The 15966-nt window shown below is 68.2% G+C and carries 20 protein-coding genes; 10 read left to right on the forward strand and 10 right to left on the reverse strand.

From position 1 onward, the window contains the following. Positions 1 to 11: 11 nt before the first annotated feature. Complete coding sequence (locus AC1DSC_RS23355) at positions 12 to 293, reverse strand: HU family DNA-binding protein (RefSeq protein WP_015867040.1); 282 nt, start codon at positions 291 to 293, stop codon at positions 12 to 14. A 316-nt stretch (positions 294 to 609) separates the two neighbouring features. On the opposite strand from AC1DSC_RS23355, the gene AC1DSC_RS23360 reads away from it, so the two are divergent. The 4 genes from AC1DSC_RS23360 to AC1DSC_RS23375 are packed head-to-tail and all read left to right on the forward strand — an operon-like array spanning position 610 to position 1740. After that, positions 610 to 750, forward strand: coding sequence for a hypothetical protein (locus tag AC1DSC_RS23360; protein WP_018906775.1), 141 nt, complete (start codon positions 610 to 612; stop codon positions 748 to 750). 58 nt (positions 751 to 808) lie between these two features. Then, entirely contained in the window at positions 809 to 1216 is a 408-nt protein-coding gene (locus AC1DSC_RS23365) for a hypothetical protein (protein ID WP_015867038.1), read from the forward strand. Next, the gene (locus tag AC1DSC_RS23370) at positions 1209 to 1454 is read left to right on the forward strand and encodes a hypothetical protein (RefSeq protein WP_015867037.1); all 246 of its coding nucleotides are present in this window, start codon (positions 1209 to 1211) and stop codon (positions 1452 to 1454) included. Before AC1DSC_RS23365 ends, AC1DSC_RS23370 begins: the two co-directional genes overlap by 8 nt. A gap of 28 nt (positions 1455 to 1482) precedes the next feature. Then, entirely contained in the window at positions 1483 to 1740 is a 258-nt protein-coding gene (locus AC1DSC_RS23375; RefSeq protein ID WP_018906777.1) for a hypothetical protein, read from the forward strand. 38 nt (positions 1741 to 1778) lie between these two features. Here the strand turns inward: AC1DSC_RS23375 and AC1DSC_RS23380 are convergent, their stop codons facing one another. The 4 genes from AC1DSC_RS23380 to AC1DSC_RS23395 form a co-directional block, all read right to left on the reverse strand. Further along, positions 1779 to 3776 carry an AsmA family protein gene (locus AC1DSC_RS23380; protein WP_478131929.1) on the reverse strand — a complete coding sequence of 666 codons (1998 nt, stop codon included), beginning with the start codon at positions 3774 to 3776 and terminating at the stop codon, positions 1779 to 1781. 209 nt (positions 3777 to 3985) lie between these two features. Continuing rightward, positions 3986 to 4432 carry a universal stress protein gene (locus AC1DSC_RS23385; protein WP_015867034.1) on the reverse strand — a complete coding sequence of 149 codons (447 nt, stop codon included), beginning with the start codon at positions 4430 to 4432 and terminating at the stop codon, positions 3986 to 3988. A 131-nt stretch (positions 4433 to 4563) separates the two neighbouring features. Further along, positions 4564 to 5256: a response regulator gene (locus AC1DSC_RS23390; RefSeq protein ID WP_015867033.1), complete on the reverse strand. Its 693-nt coding sequence runs from the start codon at positions 5254 to 5256 to the stop codon at positions 4564 to 4566. Then, positions 5253 to 6842, reverse strand: a complete 1590-nt coding sequence (locus AC1DSC_RS23395; protein ID WP_369663469.1) for an ATP-binding protein — start codon at positions 6840 to 6842, stop codon at positions 5253 to 5255. The genes AC1DSC_RS23390 and AC1DSC_RS23395 overlap by 4 nt, the downstream gene beginning before the upstream one ends. Before the next feature lie 98 nt (positions 6843 to 6940). Here AC1DSC_RS23395 and AC1DSC_RS23400 point away from each other — a divergent pair, with 98 nt between their 5' ends. Both AC1DSC_RS23400 and AC1DSC_RS23405 read left to right on the forward strand, forming a co-directional pair. After that, positions 6941 to 7276 (forward strand): hypothetical protein, encoded by a 336-nt coding sequence (locus AC1DSC_RS23400; protein WP_369663468.1) that lies wholly within the window; start codon positions 6941 to 6943, stop codon positions 7274 to 7276. Next, complete coding sequence (locus AC1DSC_RS23405; RefSeq protein WP_369663467.1) at positions 7273 to 7554, forward strand: hypothetical protein; 282 nt, start codon at positions 7273 to 7275, stop codon at positions 7552 to 7554. Before AC1DSC_RS23400 ends, AC1DSC_RS23405 begins: the two co-directional genes overlap by 4 nt. Here AC1DSC_RS23405 and AC1DSC_RS23410 read toward each other — a convergent pair. From AC1DSC_RS23410 to AC1DSC_RS23420, 3 genes are all read right to left on the reverse strand, one after another. Next, positions 7515 to 8195: a response regulator gene (locus tag AC1DSC_RS23410; RefSeq protein WP_369663466.1), complete on the reverse strand. Its 681-nt coding sequence runs from the start codon at positions 8193 to 8195 to the stop codon at positions 7515 to 7517. The genes AC1DSC_RS23405 and AC1DSC_RS23410 overlap by 40 nt on opposite strands. A 16-nt stretch (positions 8196 to 8211) precedes the next feature. Beyond that, on the reverse strand, positions 8212 to 10614 hold the full coding sequence (gene bamA / locus AC1DSC_RS23415; protein WP_478131930.1) for an outer membrane protein assembly factor BamA: 2403 nt from the start codon (positions 10612 to 10614) through the stop codon (positions 8212 to 8214). 75 nt (positions 10615 to 10689) lie between these two features. Beyond that, entirely contained in the window at positions 10690 to 11358 is a 669-nt protein-coding gene (locus tag AC1DSC_RS23420) for a nuclease-related domain-containing protein (RefSeq protein WP_369663465.1), read from the reverse strand. Between the two features lie 201 nt (positions 11359 to 11559). On the opposite strand from AC1DSC_RS23420, the gene AC1DSC_RS23425 reads away from it, so the two are divergent. From AC1DSC_RS23425 to AC1DSC_RS23440, 4 genes are all read left to right on the forward strand, one after another. Beyond that, positions 11560 to 12717: a porin gene (locus AC1DSC_RS23425; RefSeq protein ID WP_278877522.1), complete on the forward strand. Its 1158-nt coding sequence runs from the start codon at positions 11560 to 11562 to the stop codon at positions 12715 to 12717. A gap of 77 nt (positions 12718 to 12794) precedes the next feature. After that, positions 12795 to 13079: a hypothetical protein gene (locus AC1DSC_RS23430; RefSeq protein ID WP_369663464.1), complete on the forward strand. Its 285-nt coding sequence runs from the start codon at positions 12795 to 12797 to the stop codon at positions 13077 to 13079. Positions 13080 to 13092: 13 nt separating this feature from the next. Next, positions 13093 to 13716, forward strand: coding sequence for an ATP-binding protein (locus tag AC1DSC_RS23435; protein ID WP_015867024.1), 624 nt, complete (start codon positions 13093 to 13095; stop codon positions 13714 to 13716). A gap of 140 nt (positions 13717 to 13856) precedes the next feature. After that, the gene (locus tag AC1DSC_RS23440) at positions 13857 to 14396 is read left to right on the forward strand and encodes a hypothetical protein (RefSeq protein WP_278877518.1); all 540 of its coding nucleotides are present in this window, start codon (positions 13857 to 13859) and stop codon (positions 14394 to 14396) included. A gap of 9 nt (positions 14397 to 14405) precedes the next feature. Here AC1DSC_RS23440 and ureG read toward each other — a convergent pair whose 3' ends face one another. Further along, entirely contained in the window at positions 14406 to 15056 is a 651-nt protein-coding gene (gene ureG / locus AC1DSC_RS23445) for an urease accessory protein UreG (protein WP_015867022.1), read from the reverse strand. Positions 15057 to 15074: 18 nt separating this feature from the next. After that, positions 15075 to 15746: an urease accessory protein UreF gene (locus AC1DSC_RS23450; RefSeq protein WP_369663463.1), complete on the reverse strand. Its 672-nt coding sequence runs from the start codon at positions 15744 to 15746 to the stop codon at positions 15075 to 15077. Positions 15747 to 15966 lie beyond the last annotated feature (220 nt).

The following is a 15966-nucleotide window of genomic DNA, read 5'->3' on the forward strand; positions in this document are numbered from 1 at the left end:
CCCGGGGACGATCAGCCGACCTGGTTGATGGCGTCCTTCAGCGCCTTGCCGGCCGCGAATTTCGCGCTCTTGCTCGCCTTGATCGTGATCTGCTCGCCGGTCGACGGATTGCGGCCGGTGCGCTCGGCACGGTCGGCCACGCTGAAGGTGCCAAAGCCGATCAGCTGCACCGTCTCCCCACGCACCAGGGCGCGCGAGAGTTGTTCGAGCGCCGAGTCGAAGGCGCGGCCGGCGTCGGCCTTGCTGAGGTTGGTGTCTTCTGCAATGGCGGCGATGAGTTCGGTCTTGTTCAAAACAGGAATTCCTTTCGATAGAACATTTGTGAAAACCACGGAGGGTCGTACCCGAGTTTGACCGAATGCGGCGGCCGGATTCCCGCCCGGGCCTGCAGATGTGCTTCTAAATCTGCACACCTGTGACGGATGTCCGCTTCGCGCATTCGTGAAGTACTGGGCAGAACGGAGAGCTGGTTACGGTTTCTCACGTAAACCAAAGCCGATCGTGAAGCATTTCCTGTCTAAATGTTAGTAATTCACATATCTTGCCGCTTCGCTGACGGCCAGGGCGCCATCTGAAGCAGCGCCAGACAATTTCAACCAAGGAGTCCGCATGAAAAAAACCGCCGCCGCCGTGATCTTCTCGTTTGCGATGACCTTGCTCCTGAGCGCCTGCGTTGTGGCGGACCCGGGGCCAGGCCCGGGCAAGGGCGGCTTCTGCCCTCCTGGGCAAGCCAAGAAGGGCAACTGCTGAGCCGGTGTTCCCGGACCGCAGGCCCGACCCCGGCCGGGAACACCAAGCCGCCACCTCCATGACATCTGCACCCACGCTCCGCCAGCACCGGATCGCGCTGGTGGACTCCGACGCCCTGCAACGCCTGTGCACCGGCAGTTCGCTGAAAGCCATCGGCCTCGACCACGCCTCCTTCGCGCATCTTCATGGCCTGATCGACGCCGCCCGCGAAGGCCGGCGCTTCGATGCCATTCTTCTTGGACTGCACGCGGATGCAGCGCCGGTCGTGGCGCTCATTGCCGACGCGTGGAGCGCGCTCGGCCAGCGCGTTCACGTGTTCTTCATGGCGCATCCGACCGAGCTGCCCCATGCGCGGGAGGCGCTGTCGCGGTCGGCTGTCAGCGGATGGCGTTCGCAGATGATCCTTTCCCCCGCGAGCGATGCCGATTTGCGCGCCGCCTTCCACGGCAAGGGATTCCATGCGTAGTCCGTTCCTCGCAGACCCGAGTCCGGACGAGCCGCCGGCACCGCCCGGGCGGCCGGCCTGGCTGGCCCTGCTGCCCGTGCTCCTGTATGCCCTGGCGACCGTTTCCTTCCTGGCCATCGCCATGCGGGTGCCGAACATCGTTGCCGCGGCGCTGTTCGTGACCGCGGCCGTCGTGTCGCTCGGGGCGGGCGTCATTCTTGGCTTGAGCCTGTGGCTCTTCCCGGAGCTTCCGCGCTAGTGCTCCTCTGCCGACTCGGACGACAACGATGAGCAAGCCCCCACCGTCGATCTTCCGCATCCAGGACTGGCGCGGAACATTGGTTGCCGCGCTGGTCGGCCTCCTGATCGTGATGGCCGTGGTCATGAAGTGGCTGGTCGAATTCCAGGTCTCGGCGGCGCAGGAACGCCGATCGCTCGAGGCGCTTGCCCGCCGGGCCGAGGCGCACTGCTTCGGACTCGCAACGCATCGCGCCACGCAGGCCTGCCTGGCGCAGCGTGCGGTCCAGGCCAAGCTTTCAAAATAGAAGGCAGGCCCCGCGCGGGCAGCGGGCCCGCGGCGCCGCTAGCGTGCCCCGGGCTGCTTGCCAGCCTTCGGCTTCTGGCGCGCGGCTGCCTCCAGCGGCGCGCATTGCGCGAACTCCTGCGAGCCCATGTTCAAGAGCGGCAGCAGCGCGGCAGCGGGCGCCACTGCACCCAGCGCAATCGCGGAACCCAGCTTGAGTGCCACGGCACCCTTGTCGACGCCGACGTCGGGGTTCTTGAACGTGCCCTGCACGTACAGCGGCGAGCGCAGCGAAAGAACGCGCAGCGCCTTGTTGCGCGGCTGGATCTCCAGCGCGAGCTGTTCCTTGGAAAGATCGATGAGCCCGCTCACGTTGACGACCGATTCGTCCGTGTCCAGCACGAAGGAGCGCGTCTGCATGACGCCCTGCGTCACCTTGAAATCGCTCGCCAGGCAGTTCAGCTGGACCTGCCTGTCGCCGAACAGCTGGGTCGCCACCACGCTGCCGATGTTCAGTCCCATGGCCTCGAGCAGGAACTTGCTCACCGTGCCCTTGCTCACCAGCGCCTTCACCTCGCCGTTCGAAGTGCCCAGCAGGGCCGCGACGGAGTTGCCGGAGGCGGACAGCGCCGCGTCGCCGCCGACTTCGCCCAGGCTGGCCTGCAGGGTGTCGAGCGTCGGGAAGAGTTCCTTGATCCGGAGCCGGCGCGCCGACAGCTGCAGGTTGGCGCGGATCGGGTCCTGCCGGCCGTCGAGCTTGACCGTGGCGGCCACGGTGCCGCCTGCCACGCCAAAGCTCAACGGCGTGAGCGAGAGCACGCTGTCCTTCAGGTGAAGATCCGCCACCAGGCTGTCGATGGGCAGGTCCTTCGCGTGGAAGATCTTGCGGCCGGCAAACTTGACGTCCGCATCGATGCTGCCCCAGCTTGCGGTATCGAACTTCTCCACCGGCAGCACCTTGCCCGCCGGTTGGACGGCCGGGGCGCCCCGCTTGGCCTTGCTCGCGTTCGAATCGGCGCCGATCAAGGGCGCCAGGTCTTCCAGCCGCAGCTGGTTGGACTGCACCTGGCCGCGCAGCAGCGGCCGCGGCTGCTGCGAGACGTACTCCAGCGTGCCCGCAATGTCGCTGGCACCCACGCGGCCCTTGAAGTTCTCGTACAGCCAGCGCCCGCCGGCCTTGTCGAGCTTGCCGACCAGATGGCCTTCGGTACTGAACGGCGGCGTGTTGGGCAGCGTGATGCCGGTAATGGGATACAGGTGCGCCATGCTCGCGCCCGACAGCTTGAGCCGCAGGTCGAGTGCGGTCAGCGCGTCGGGCTTGGTCAGCGTGCCGGCGATGTCGATGCGCGTGGCACCCACCTGCACGCCGGCCTGCAAGGGGTAGGGCTTGGTGTCCTGCTGCAGCGAGAGCACGGCGCCGGCCTTGCCGCTTCCCTGCACCGGCGTCTGGCGGAAGGTGCCGCCGAGCTTCCAGCCGATGCCGTAGCCTTCGGCGCTTTCCGCGGGCAGGCTGTCGATGTCGACCTTGAGATCGAGCCTTGCCGTTGCATCGGCCAGCTTCACCGTGCCCTGGCTCAGCACCAGCCGCTGCAGGTCGAGCTTCCAGCTCGAGGGCTCCGCGCCGCCGCCGGCGGCCAGCGTCCAGTTGTTCTTGCCGTCCGCGGTGCGTTCGAGCGAAAGAACGGGGCCGGCGAGCTCGAGCGTGGGGATGCGGATCGTGTGGTTCAGCAGGGGCAGCGGGTTCAGCGAGAAGCTCAGCTGCCGGATCTCGGCCAGGTGCGGGCCGGTCTTGCCCCAGTCGGCATTGCCCAGCGTGATGTCCTGTGCGCTCAGCCTCGGCCAGGGCACCCAGCGGCGCCAGCCTGTTTCGGCTTCGGGGCTCGACCACTGCAGCGCCAGGTCGCCGCGGATCGCGAACGGGCGGCCGGTTGCTTCGCTCACGCGCTGGTTGATCCAGGGCCGGGCGCGGTTCCAGTCGAAGCTCAACAGGACCGCGATGCACAGCGCCACCAGGGCCGACAGCAGAAGCAGGCCCCAGCCCACGGCGCGGGGAAACATCGATGATTTCATTTTCACTCACTCCCTTGAAACGGCCCTTGCGCAATGCGGCCATTGCAGGGCACTGTACCTTCCGCAGCCCTGCGCGCGCTGCGGATGGCAGTCAGGGAGTGAGTCGCACCAGGAGCGGCGCGTTCACGAGGGGCAACCGATGCCGGTGCCCGGCCGTGAAAAATTTCACTTCGGGCGCGCTTGCTTCGATCAGGCTTCTATCGCAGCACCAGCACCGGAATGTGCGAGTGGGTCAGCACATGCAGCGTCTCGCTGCCCATCAGCAGCCGCGCCAGGCTGCGCCGGCCGTGCGAGGCCATCACGATCAGGTCGCACTGCTGGTTCTTGGCCGTGGCGATGATGGCTTCGGCCACCTGGTTCGACTTCATGACGATGGCCTGCGCGCTGCGCACGCCCCGGGCGATGGCGGCGCTCCTGACCGCATCGACCAGGCGCTGCGCGGATTGCTCCACCTGTTCTTGCGAGGCTTCGATCTCGCGCTGGTTCAGCACCATCGAGCCTTCGAAGTAGCCGTAGGGTTGGATGTGTGCGACGGTGACGCTCACCAGTTCGGCACCCGCCAGCAGCGCCAGGTCGATGGCAGTGGCAACCGCCTGCTCGGAGAGCGAAGAGCCATCGGTGGGGACGAGGATGCGCTTGTACATGGCCGACTCCTTGGCCCCCGGCACTGCGGGTGCCTTCGCATTCCAGTCTAGTTCGCGGGCAGGGGGCCTTCAAGCAACGAAGCTGGGCTGCGGCCCCTAATCGCAAACGACGGGAGAGCGCCCACGCACGCTCAGGCCTGGGCCGGCGCCTCCCACGCAAACCCCACGCCGTAGACCGAGCGGATCCAGTCGTGCGACGGGGTGACGGCGCCGAGCTTGCGACGCAGGTTCTTCACGTGGCTGTCGATGGCGCGCTCCGTCACGTCCATGGTGTCGTCGTAGGCCAGCTCGAGCAGGCGGGCGCGCGAGAAGATGCGGCCCGGGTGCCGCGACAGCACCTGCAGCAGCCCGAACTCGCGGCGTGTGAGATTGAGCGGCGTGCCTTCGAGCGACGCGCGCCAGTGCACGTCGTCCAGCACCAGGCCGGACATGCCCTGGCGCGCCTGGCCGCGCTCCGCGGGCGGCTCGGTGCGCCGCAGCACGGCGCGCACGCGCGCCACCAGTTCGCGCGGCGAGAAGGGCTTGCAGACGTAGTCGTCGGCGCCCAGCTCCAGCCCGAGCAGGCGGTCGACCTCCTCGATGCGCGCGGTGAGCATGATGATCGGATGGCTGGTGTGCTCCCGCGCGCGGCGCAGCACCTCGATGCCGTCGAGACGCGGCAGCATGATGTCGAGCAGCGTGAGCTCGGGCGGCGTCGCGATGAGGTGGTCGAGCGCGCTCTGGCCGTCGGCGAAATGCGTGGTCTCGTAGCCGGCGTGGCGCAGGTAATCCTGCACCACCGATGCGATGTCGAGCTCGTCCTCGACAATGACGATGCGGGTCATGGCGATGCGCTCCTCGACAGCGGAAGGGTGATGGTCACGCGCAGTCCGCCGAGCTCCGAAGCCTGGGCATCGATGGTGCCGCCATGGGCCTCGATGGCCGCGCGGCAGATCGACAGGCCGAGCCCGGAGCCGCCGAGCTCGCGGCTGCGCGACGACTCGCCGCGGAACAGCCGGTCGAACAGGCGCGGCAATTCCGCCTCGGGAACGCCGGGCGCGCTGTCGTCGAACTGCAGGGTCAGGCTGTTGCCCGTCCACGCCCCGTCGACCGTGGCGCCGATGCGCAGCCGGCCGCCGGCGTCGGTGTAGGCGAGCGTGTTCTCCAGCAGGTTCATGAAGACCTGGTGCAGCCGGTGCGCGTCGCCGTCGATCATCGGCTGGGCGCGCGCCGAGACACGGTCGATGGCGCTGCGGTCGACCGCGATGCCGCGCGCAGCGAACCGGTCGCGCGTGTGGTCCAGCGCTTCCTTCAGCAGCGAGAGCGGGAACACGGTGGTCGCGAGCAGGTCGTTCTGCGGCTCGCGCATGCTGCTGCGCAGGTCGTCCACCAGCTGGCCGAGGCGGATCACCTGCCGATGCAGCCGCAGCGCGGTGCGCTCGTCGAAGCTGCGCACGCCGTCCTGCAGCGCCTCTATTTCTGCGCGCATGGCGGCCAGCGGCGTGCGCAGTTCGTGGGCCGCATCGGCCAGCCAGGCGCGGCGCGAGGCCTCCACCGTGTCCAGGCGCTGCGCCATGTCGTTGAAGGTCTTGCCGAGCAGCGCAAGCTCGTCCGAGCCATGCACGGCCACGCGCGTGGACAGCCGCCCGCGCGCCACGTGCTGCGCGGCCTGCGTGAGCTCGTCGATCGGCCGGAACCAGCGCCGCGCGAGCAGCCACGACAGCATCAGCGCAAAGGCCAGCCCGCACAGGCCGGTGAGGGCGATCACGCCGGACTGGCGCGCGAGAAAGGCGCGGTCGGCCTCGCTCTCCAGGCCCTGCATCGGCGCAAGCACCAGGTAGCCGACGACCGAGCGGCCGTGGCGGATCGGCAGGCGCGCGGCATTCTCCGGGTCGACCTTGGCGCCGACCACGTGCGCACCGTGCGCGTCGACCACGCCCAGGCGCTGGAAGATCGAGTCGGCGGCCTCGCGCGGATCGGGAAAGAAGCCCAGCGGCGGTGGCGGCGGAAAGCGCCGGGGCAGCAGCTCGAGCTGGGGCGAGGGCGCAGGAGGCGGCGGGCGCGATCCGTTCTCGGGGTTGCCTTCGGGGCCGCTGCCGTTTGCGCCCGGCCCGCGGTTCTCGTACCAGGGCGGGAGCTTTCTTTCGTCGGTATTGCTGGCGCCGTCGAGCACCGCGGCGAGCCGGCCCATCTGCAGGCGCTGCCAGGCATCGTCGTTGCCCTGCAGCTTCTTCCAGTCGCCGTTGGCCGCATAGTGCTTGAGCAGCAGCTGCGAGAGCCAGTCCATGCGCCGGATCTCGATCTCGGCCACGTAGGAGCCGAGGCCGCGCTGCAGCGCCACGATGGAAAGCCCAGCGAAGCTGAGCAGCAGCACGATCAGCAAGGCGGCCAGCGCCAGGAAGATCTTCCTGGAAAGTGTCAGGCGCGGCATGGGCTCGGGGGAGGCATGGCCGCATTCTGCGGCATGCGTACGGGGCGGGAATGCGTCATGGAGGAGCGGCCGATCATGGCCGCGAATCGAGGAGGAAATTGGGAGAACCGCTCTCCCACATTTCTCCCGAATCGAACCGCACGATGCGTGCCATGAACCCGCTCACGCACCGATGCTCCCCGAAGAAGAAGGCCTGGCAGGCCCTCGTGGCCCCCGCGCTCGCATGGGCGAGTCCGGGGTACTGCGCGCCGGCGCCTTCGCCGTGGTCCTGGACCGAACTCTGGTCCGATCCGGGGATGGACGCGCTGTTGCTGCTGCTGGCCGCGCTGTTCTGGGCGGTGGCCCATGTCTGGGCGCTGCTGGTGGTGTGGGCGGAAGCACGCGCCACCCGATCGGGCGGGACCGGCACCGCCACCGAGCCTCCGCGCATATGAGCGCCGTCTGGCACGTCCGCGCCGAGGCTGCGGAAGACCACGGGCCCATGCTGGCGGAGCGCCTCCTGGGGTTGCTGGCCGCCTGCGGCCTGGTGGTCGGCGCCGTGGTGGCGGCGAGCGGCGGATGCGTCGCGGCCGGCCGGGTCCGCGCGGGCAGTTCGGCGCTTTCCACGCTGGCGCCGATCATGGCCACCGACAGCCGCGCCGCCCGGCCGCCGCGCGAGCTCTGCGCTCGCGTTCAGGCCGGCCGCTCCTCGAAGGCAAAGCCGACCCCGTAGATCGAGCGGATCCAGTCGTGCGCGGGCGATGCGGCGGCGAGCTTCCTGCGCAGGTTCTTGATGTGCCCGTCGACTGCGCGCTCGTTCACGTCGAGCGCATCTGCAAACGCCGCCTCGAGCAGCGCGGAGCGCGAAAACACCCGGCCCGGCTCGCGTGACAGCGCCTGCAGCAGGTTCAGCTCGCGGCCCGTGAGCGCGAGCAGCCGCCCCTCGATCCTCACGCTGTGGGCGCTGCCGCCGAAGGCCACCGAAGGCGAGGCCATGGCGATGCGCTGGCGCTGCGCATGGCGGCGCAGCACCGTGTTCACGCGCGCCACCACTTCGCGCGGCGAGAAGGGCTTGCACACGTAGTCGTCGGCGCCCAGGTCCAGGCCGCGCAGGCGGTCGGCCTCGCGCGTGCGGGCCGTCAGAACGATGATCGGATGGTCGCTGTGCGAGCGCACCTGCTCCAGCACCCGGAGGCCGCCGATGCGCGGCAGCGCGGTGTCGAGCAGCGTGAGCGCCGGCGGCGAGCTGAGGATGCGGTCGAGCACCGCGGCGCCATCGGCGATGTGCTCCACGTCGTGGCCGGCGCGCTGCAGCTCTTCGCACAGCGCGGCGGCCATCTCGCGGCCTTTTTCGGCCAGCAGGATGCGGCTCATGGAGGGGTGCTCCGCTTCAGAACGAGGTGCCGATCTGGAACTGGAAGCGCTGCGTCCGGTCCGCCGCAATGCCGTTGGCTTCGTCGAGCTTCTGGTACACGAGCGGCACCGCATAGGCCAGGCGCAGCGGGCCGAGCGGAGAAATCCAGCTGATGCCCACCCCCGCCGAGGCGCGCAGGCGGTTCTGCGCCTTCCACTGCGCATCGGTCATGCTCGCGGTGCGCTCGGCAAACACGTTGCCGGCATCGAAGAAGGTGTACAGCCGCAGCGACCGGTCGTTGCCCGCGCCCGGGAAGGGCGTGCTGAACTCCATGTTGAAGATGGCCTTGCGCGTGCCGCCGAGCGCACCGCCCGTGACCGCATCGACCGGCCCGAGCGAGTTCTGCTCGAAGCCGCAGATCGAACCGAGCCCGCCCGCATAGAAGTTCTTGAAGATGGGGTACGTGGTGCCGCCCAGCGCCTTGGCATAGCCGAGCTGGCCGTTGAGGGCGAGCGTGTACTGCTTGGACAGCGCGAAGTACTGCTGGTACTGGTAGGTGCTCTTCAGGTAGCGCAGCTCGCTGCCCACGCCCACCTCCAGGTTGGCGCTCTGCAGCCGGCCGGTGGTGGGCACCAGCGCGCTGTCGCGGTCGTCGCGCGCCCAGCCGATGGTCGCGGGAATGCCCACCATGTTCCTCGATGCGCACACCACGCTTGGCGCCGTGCCCGTGCACTGGAAGTAGTCGAGGTAGGCCTGCGGCGTGCCGGTGTAGACGTAGGAGCCGTCGACCAGCGTGTAGGCGCCGTTGGTGCCCGGCGTGAAGCTGTAGCGCTCCACGCCGATGCCCAGGTAGACCGTGTCCATCTCCCCGAGCGGCAGCCCGAAGCGCACCGAGCCGCCATCGCTCGCGAGCTTGTAGTTGCCGTCTGCCTGGTAGTAGGGGCGGGTGGTGGTGTGGAACACATTGAAGGTGCGCGAGATGCCGCCCGGCGTGAAGTACGGGTCGGTGGCCGTAAGGGAGATGGTGCGGTTGTACGAGCTCGTGTTGACCTGCAGGCCCAGGTAGTTGCCCGTGCCGAACACGTTCTCCTGCGTGATGCCGAAGCTCAGCGACACCTTGTCGGTCGACGAGTAGCCCGCGCCGAGCTGCAGCGAACCGGTGGGCTTCTCGGTCACGTTGATCGCCAGGTCGACCAGGTCGGGCGAGCCCGGCACCTCGGTGGTCTCGATGTTCACGTCGGTGAAGAAGCCGAGCCGGTCCACGCGGTCGCGCGAGAGCTTGATCTTGTTGCCGTCGTACCAGGCGCCCTCGTACTGCCGGAACTCGCGGCGGATGACTTCGTCGCGCGTTCTTGCGTTGCCCCCGATGTTCAGGCGCCGCACGTAGGCGCGCCGCGAAGGTTCGGCCCGCAGCACCAGCGTGACGCGGTTGTTGTCGCGGTCGATCTCCGGCTCTGCCTTGACGCGTGCGAAGGCATAGCCGAAGCTGCCGAAATAGTCGGTGAAGGCCCGGGTGGTGGCGTTCACGTCTTCGCCGTTGTAGGGCTGGCCGGGGCGGATCGTCACGAGCGACTTGAACTCGTCTTCGCGGCCCAGGTAGTTGCCCGCGAGCTTGACGCCGGCCACCGCGAACTTCTGTCCTTCGGTGATGTTGACCGTGAGCGTGAGCGTCTCCCGGTCCGGCGAGATGGCGACCTGCGTGGAATCGATGCGGAACTCCAGGTAGCCGCGCGTGATGTAGAAGGAGCGCAGCGTCTCCAGGTCGCCGTTGAACTTGCTGCGCGAATACTGGTTCGACTTGGTGTACCAGCTCAGCCAGCCGCCGCTGTCCTGGTCGAACAGGTCGAGCAGGGTGCTTTCGCCGAAGGCCTGGTTGCCGACCACGCGCACTTCCTTGATGCGCGCGGACTCGCCCTCGGTCACGCTGAAAGTCAGGTTGACGCGGTTGCGCTCCAGCGGCGTCACGGTGGTGACGACTTGCGCGCTGTAGAGGCTCCGGCTGATGTACTGCCGCTTGAGTTCCTGCTCCGCGCGGTCGGCCAGCGCCTTGTCGTAGGGCTGGCCCTCGGCCAGGCCCACGCTGCGCAGTGCCTTCTGGAGCGCGGCCTTGTCGAATTCCTTGGTGCCGACGAAGTCGACGTCGGCAATCGACGGGCGTTCCTCGACGATCACCACCAGCACGCTGCCGTTGATGTCGATGCGCACGTCCTTGAAGAGGCCGAGTTCGAACAGCGAGCGGATGGCTGCGCTGCCGCGCTCGTCGCTGTAGGTGTCACCCGCCTTGATGCCGAGCGTGGCAAACACCGTTCCGGACTCCACGCGCTGCAGGCCTTCGAGCCGGATGTCCCTGACGGTGAACGGATCGGCGGCCCAGGCGGGCGCGCAGGCGATCGAGAGAAACATGGCGGCAAGGACGCAGGCGGGCTTGGAAGGATTCATCGCCGCATGGTCCCCGCCAAAGTCGGAGAAATCTGGGATGCCCTGCGCTGCGCGGGGGCGTGCCGCAGGCGCCGCCTACTGCAGCCCGATGCCTGCCGTTGCAGTAGCGCCCGCGCCGTTCCAGCGCGTGGAGATCTGCTCGCTTCTTTCTCGGCAGTTCTGCATGTGGTCGTCGAGAGAAAGGCTGCCCTGGATGTCGAGCAGGCGCTGCGCAGTGCGGTCGATGGCGTCGGCATCCAGCAGCGGATAGCTGCGCGCGGTGCGGCCGTTGTTGCGCACCAGGCGCGCAATGTAGGGCAGGTCCTGCTGGGTGATCACGGCGGCGGGCATCACGCCTTCGAGTTCGACGCCCTCGCAGGGCAGCAGCACGAAATACTGCAGCCGCAGCTCGTCGCTCAGCAGGCTTCGCAGCTGCGTGGTCTTGCGGCCGCCCTGCCAGGCGGGGTCCTTCACCTCGCGTGCCCGGCTGCAGCCCTGCAGCCGCAGGAACCAGCGCGGCGGCGCCGCCTCCGATTTCTTGCGGTAGACGAAGGCATTGCGCCAGGCCTTGATCTCGAACAGGTAGACGCCGGTTTCGCACACCAGCACCGCATCGATCATGGCGGTGCGCACCACGCTGCCCTCGGGCATCGGGATGATCAGGTTGCGAAGAATGCGCAAATGGGAAAAGGCCGGGCTGAATGCGCTGGCGAGCTGCTGCACACCCAGCGAGGCTGCGATGGTGTTCTGCATTGCAATGGTCATGTCGGGCTCCTTCGGAAGCCGAGCATTGCGCGCCATTTGGGAGATTTCTGGTACGAGGCCTTGCAGGGCCGAAGGGCTTGGGCGTGCGCACAAACAACAGTCGATGCAAAGCCGGCTGCATCGACCAGATTCCTCCAAATTTGAACGGGACCATCCGTCCAGCTGCTCGATGAAGAGCTGCTGAAAACCGGAGAAACCTGTATGAAGAAATCCCTCACGGCACTCGCCGCGCTGGCCGTTGCCGGCCTGGCCTCTGCCCAATCGTCCGTCACGTTGTTCGGCGTCATCGATGCCGGCGTGACCTACCAGTCGGCCACCTCGCGCGACGCGGCCACAGGCTTGAGCTCCAAACAGAGCAAGTGGAGCCTCGCCAACTCCGGCTACAACTCCAGCCGCATCGGTTTCCGTGGCACGGAAGACCTGGGCGGCGGGCTGGCCGCCAGCTTCTGGCTCGAAGCGCCGATCACCAACGATGACGGCGCCACCGGCATCTCCACCTTCAACCGCCGCTCCACCGTGAGCCTGTCGGGCGGCTTCGGCGAACTGCGGCTGGGCCGCGACTACACCGCCACCTTCTGGAACGACACGGTCTTCGATCCGTTCGGCACCAACGGCTCGGGCGCCAGCGTGATCAATACCGTGAGCGGCAGCACCGGCCTGAACAACACCAACTACGTGCGTGCGAGCAACATGGTCGGCTACTTCCTGCCGCCCAACCTCGGTGGCTTCTACGGCCAGCTGCAATACAGCCTGAACGAGAACACCCGGACCAGCGCCACCGACCTCACGGCCGCCACCAGCAGCAGCGCGGGCCGCTACGCGGGCGGGCGCTTCGGCTATGCGAACGGGCCGCTCGACGTGGCACTGGCCGTGGGCGAGAACGTTGCGGTGGACACCACCTCGCTGACCCGCAAGGTGCAGACCATCAACCTCGGCGCGTCGTACGACTTCGGCCCGGTCAAGCTGTTCGGCGAGCTGTCGAACGTGAAGAACAAGTTCGACCTGGCCGTCGGCAACAGCCACGACAGCTACAACGGCTACCTGATCGGCGCGAGCATGCCGGTGGGGGCGGGCGTGATCCGCGCGTCGTACTCGACCGTGCGCTACGACGAAGGCGCCGCGGGCATCACGGGCGAGGATCCGCGCGCGCAGAAGCTGGCCATCGGCTATGTGCACAACCTCTCGAAGCGCACGGCCCTGTACGCGACCGTGGCCCGCGTGAACAACCGCAACGATGCGGCCTACACCGGCAGCCTGAGCGCCGCCAGCACCACGGGCTACGGCAGCGCCGGCGTCAGCTACACGGGCCTGCCGCGCTCGTCCACGGGCTACGACTTCGGCATCCGGCACGCGTTCTGACGACAGGCGATGTGCGGCGGGGCCTTGCAATGCACAGCCCCGCCGCATGTGCCCGTGAACTTGTTCATGAGGTTCGAATGACCAGAATCCATCATCACTTGGCGGGCCTGCTCGCCGCGGCCGGCTTGTCCGGCTGCATCATGCTTCCCCCGCCGCCGCCCCATGGTCCGCTGCCCGGCTGGCACGCGGGTTTTCGCGGCGAAGCACCGCCAGGGCCGCCCATGGCCGCATGGGACGTGTGCGACGGCCAGGCCGAAGGCGCGCGCCCGGTGCTTCCGGGTCCTCGCGCCGATAGCTTGTCGGGAACCTGCGAACGCGGCCCTGGCGGTGCGCTGGAGTTCCGGCCGCCGCAGGGGCGCTGAAGGCGCACGAGCCATGTATTCAAGCAACCTGGGCCTGGCCATTGCCATCGTCGTTGCACTCGGCCTCGCCGCAGTGCTGGCCTTCATCGCCTCCCTGTTCGTTGCCAACCTCAAGGCCGGCGCGCAAGCGCGCGAAATGGCCGCCGAGGCCCGCCACGAGGCCGAGCAGAAGATGCGCGAGAGCCGCATGCAGGACCTGCGGCCGCTTGTCGCGTCGCTGCGGAGTTTTGAAGATTCCGAAGGCGCGTCCGGCTGGCCGATCCGCTTCGACATCCGGGTTCCGCACGAGGTGGTGCCCGTGTTCGGCATCGAGGCCGAGCTCGAGGAACTGCTTTCGAAGATCGCGCGTTATGCGGCAAAGGTCATGTCCCCCGGCGCCACGCTGCAGGTCTCGGCGCGGGTGGAACGCGGCCAGGCCGTCATCCACTGGAGGGATCTCGATGCTTCCGATGCGAGCCCGCCGCTGGCGCGTTTTCTCGAGGCGACGCAGGTCGTCGGCCATGCCGGTGCGCGCGTGTGCGAGCGCATCGCGAGCCGCCACGGCGGGCGCATCTATGCGGCGCCGGACGCGGGCGGCGCGCTGGGCTTGACGCTGCGGCTGCCGCTGCCCGGGCGGGCGGCGTCGGCGGGAGGCTGAGTGCCGGGCGCTTCGCACTGCCGCGAAAGCGGTTGATGCGGGTCATTCGGCACGGCCGAGGATGCCGGGCCTTCGCTCGCACGATACTTGCGGCTTGCTCGCTGCCTGTGCTGGCCGCAAATTGATTCTTTCCTGTTCCGATGTCGAAGCTGCGATCCCTCGTTCCCCCGCTCTTTTTCGGTCCTCTCGTTCGCGCACTCGCCGCGAGCGCCGCAGTCTTTGCCGCCGGGGCGCTGCATGCGCAGGCGCTGCCGCCCGGCGTGCGGCTCGGCATGACGGCCGTCGAGCTGCAGGCCGCAATGCCCACGATCGAGCGCGTGCCGCGGCCGCAGCGGCTCGCGGGCGGCCTGGTCGGCGGCTGGCAGGGGGCGCCGGTCTCGATGGCGGGGCTGGTGTTCGAACCGACCTTCTTCTTTGCCGATTCGCAGCTGCGGCGCGTCGAGTACCTCGCGTCCGCATCGGCGGTGCCCGACGGCGGCGCGGCCGCGTTTGCCGAACTGCTCCGATGGGGCCGCGCGGCCTTCGGCGCCGAGCTGGCCTCGAACGATCCCGGCAGTGCCTACGCGGCGTGGACGCACGAGGATGCCGACGTGTACCTGCAGCACGTGCGCGATGCGCGCCGCGGGGGCGTGCGGCTGGTCTACAAGGCGCGGCAGCTGCGCGACGGCAGCGAACTCTGAGGGCGTGCCTCAGTCTGCGGTCAGCATGCCGCGCTTCTCGATGAACGCCACCACCTCGGCCACGCCGGTGTGGGTCTTGAGGTTGGTCATCACGTAGGGCCGCTGGCGGCGCATGCGCTGCGTGTCCTGCTCCATCACGTCGAGGTTCGCGCCGACGTAGGGCGCGAGGTCGGTCTTGTTGATGACGAACAGGTCGCTCTTGGTGATGCCGGGGCCGCCCTTGCGCGGAATCTTCTCGCCGGCCGCCACGTCGATCACGTAGATCGTCAGGTCCGACAGCTCGGGGCTGAAGGTGGCCGCGAGGTTGTCGCCGCCCGATTCGACGAACACCACGTCGGCATCGGGAAAATCCTCGAGCATGCGGTCGATGGCCTCGAGGTTGATCGACGCGTCTTCGCGGATGGCGGTGTGCGGGCAGCCGCCGGTCTCCACGCCCATGATGCGTTCGGCGGGCAGGGCGCCGGCCACGGTGAGCAGGCGCTGGTCTTCCTTGGTGTAGATGTCGTTGGTGATGGCGACGAGGTCGTACTTGTCGCGCATGGCCTTGCAGAGCATCTCGAGCAGTGTGGTCTTGCCCGAGCCGACCGGGCCGCCGATGCCCACGCGCAGCGGCGGCAGTTTCTTGGTGCGATGGGGAATGTGGTGCAGGGCGGAGGTCATGGGCGTTGTCCGGTTCGGTCAGCTTCGAAAGAGGCGCGAGTATTGTGTTTCATGCCGTGCCGACAGCACGGCCAAGAGGGGCGCAAAGGCCTGGCGCTCGTCGTCGCCAAGCTGCATGGCGCGCTCGACGGCGGCGGGAATCTCGTTGGCGAGCCGGGCCAGGATGCGCTGGCCCGCGCTCTGGCCGAGCGGCACGGCCTTGACCGCCGCGGCCACCATGTTCTCGGCCCAGCCGAAGGCAAAGGCCAGGCAGCCGTCGTGCACGGAGGCGCCGGTGCGGCTCGCGGCAAAGGCAAAGGCGACGGGATAGCTCGCGGGCAGGCCGGCAAAAACGGTGGCCGTGTCGTCGTGGTGCAGCTTGAGCCATTCGACGAAGGAGCGGCCCATCTGTTCGGTCTGCAGGAAGAATTCAGCCGATTCGCGGGTGGCCATCACCCAAGTGTTGAGTTCTCGGATGCGCGCTGCGTCGCCTGCGCGCCAGGCCGGGATGGCTTGCGCCACCAGCGCGAGGTCGCCGCGCGCGAAGCTCAGGTGCAACTGGTCGGAGAGCCACTCGATGGCCTTGGCCTCCGAATCGATGCCGGCCCATTCGACGGCCGCCTCGATGCCTTCCGAATAGGAAAAACCGCCGACGGGCAGGGCGGGGGAGGCGAGCCAGATGAGCTGCAGGAGGCTGTGGGGGTCGGGCATGGTCAGCTCTTTGCTGCGCGTTGTGTTGGGGGGCGCTTGTGTTCTTGGCGCTCTTGTTCAGGGCGCCGTTGTTCAGGGCGCGTGCACAGGCCACCGGGTACTCCCCTCCGCGAATGTCCCCCGCCTTCGGCTCCTCCTTTATTTCGCTGCGGGGAGCACCCGATGTCCTGTGCACTTGGGCACGCTCGTTGTGCTTCGCTGATCAACGACCGCTGCGCAT

Source organism: Variovorax sp. 01N425 (genome assembly GCF_056399465.1).

Excerpts from the sequence above, each read along its gene's own strand:
- AC1DSC_RS23440 (WP_278877518.1), top strand. The coding sequence starts at position 13,857 with ATGTCGAAGCTGCGATCCCTCGTTCCCCCGCTCTTTTTCGGTCCTCTC.
- AC1DSC_RS23370 (WP_015867037.1), top strand. The coding sequence starts at position 1,209 with ATGCGTAGTCCGTTCCTCGCAGACCCGAGTCCGGACGAGCCGCCGGCA.
- AC1DSC_RS23385 (WP_015867034.1), bottom strand. The coding sequence starts at position 4,432 with ATGTACAAGCGCATCCTCGTCCCCACCGATGGCTCTTCGCTCTCCGAG.
- AC1DSC_RS23375 (WP_018906777.1), top strand. The coding sequence starts at position 1,483 with ATGAGCAAGCCCCCACCGTCGATCTTCCGCATCCAGGACTGGCGCGGA.
- ureG (WP_015867022.1), bottom strand. The coding sequence starts at position 15,056 with ATGACCTCCGCCCTGCACCACATTCCCCATCGCACCAAGAAACTGCCG.
- AC1DSC_RS23390 (WP_015867033.1), bottom strand. The coding sequence starts at position 5,256 with ATGACCCGCATCGTCATTGTCGAGGACGAGCTCGACATCGCATCGGTG.
- AC1DSC_RS23410 (WP_369663466.1), bottom strand. The coding sequence starts at position 8,195 with ATGAGCCGCATCCTGCTGGCCGAAAAAGGCCGCGAGATGGCCGCCGCG.
- AC1DSC_RS23380 (WP_478131929.1), bottom strand. The coding sequence starts at position 3,776 with ATGTTTCCCCGCGCCGTGGGCTGGGGCCTGCTTCTGCTGTCGGCCCTG.
- AC1DSC_RS23405 (WP_369663467.1), top strand. The coding sequence starts at position 7,273 with ATGAGCGCCGTCTGGCACGTCCGCGCCGAGGCTGCGGAAGACCACGGG.
- AC1DSC_RS23430 (WP_369663464.1), top strand. The coding sequence starts at position 12,795 with ATGACCAGAATCCATCATCACTTGGCGGGCCTGCTCGCCGCGGCCGGC.
- AC1DSC_RS23420 (WP_369663465.1), bottom strand. The coding sequence starts at position 11,358 with ATGACCATTGCAATGCAGAACACCATCGCAGCCTCGCTGGGTGTGCAG.
- bamA (WP_478131930.1), bottom strand. The coding sequence starts at position 10,614 with ATGAATCCTTCCAAGCCCGCCTGCGTCCTTGCCGCCATGTTTCTCTCG.
- AC1DSC_RS23435 (WP_015867024.1), top strand. The coding sequence starts at position 13,093 with ATGTATTCAAGCAACCTGGGCCTGGCCATTGCCATCGTCGTTGCACTC.
- AC1DSC_RS23425 (WP_278877522.1), top strand. The coding sequence starts at position 11,560 with ATGAAGAAATCCCTCACGGCACTCGCCGCGCTGGCCGTTGCCGGCCTG.
- AC1DSC_RS23365 (WP_015867038.1), top strand. The coding sequence starts at position 809 with ATGACATCTGCACCCACGCTCCGCCAGCACCGGATCGCGCTGGTGGAC.
- AC1DSC_RS23360 (WP_018906775.1), top strand. The coding sequence starts at position 610 with ATGAAAAAAACCGCCGCCGCCGTGATCTTCTCGTTTGCGATGACCTTG.
- AC1DSC_RS23395 (WP_369663469.1), bottom strand. The coding sequence starts at position 6,842 with ATGCCGCGCCTGACACTTTCCAGGAAGATCTTCCTGGCGCTGGCCGCC.
- AC1DSC_RS23450 (WP_369663463.1), bottom strand. The coding sequence starts at position 15,746 with ATGCCCGACCCCCACAGCCTCCTGCAGCTCATCTGGCTCGCCTCCCCC.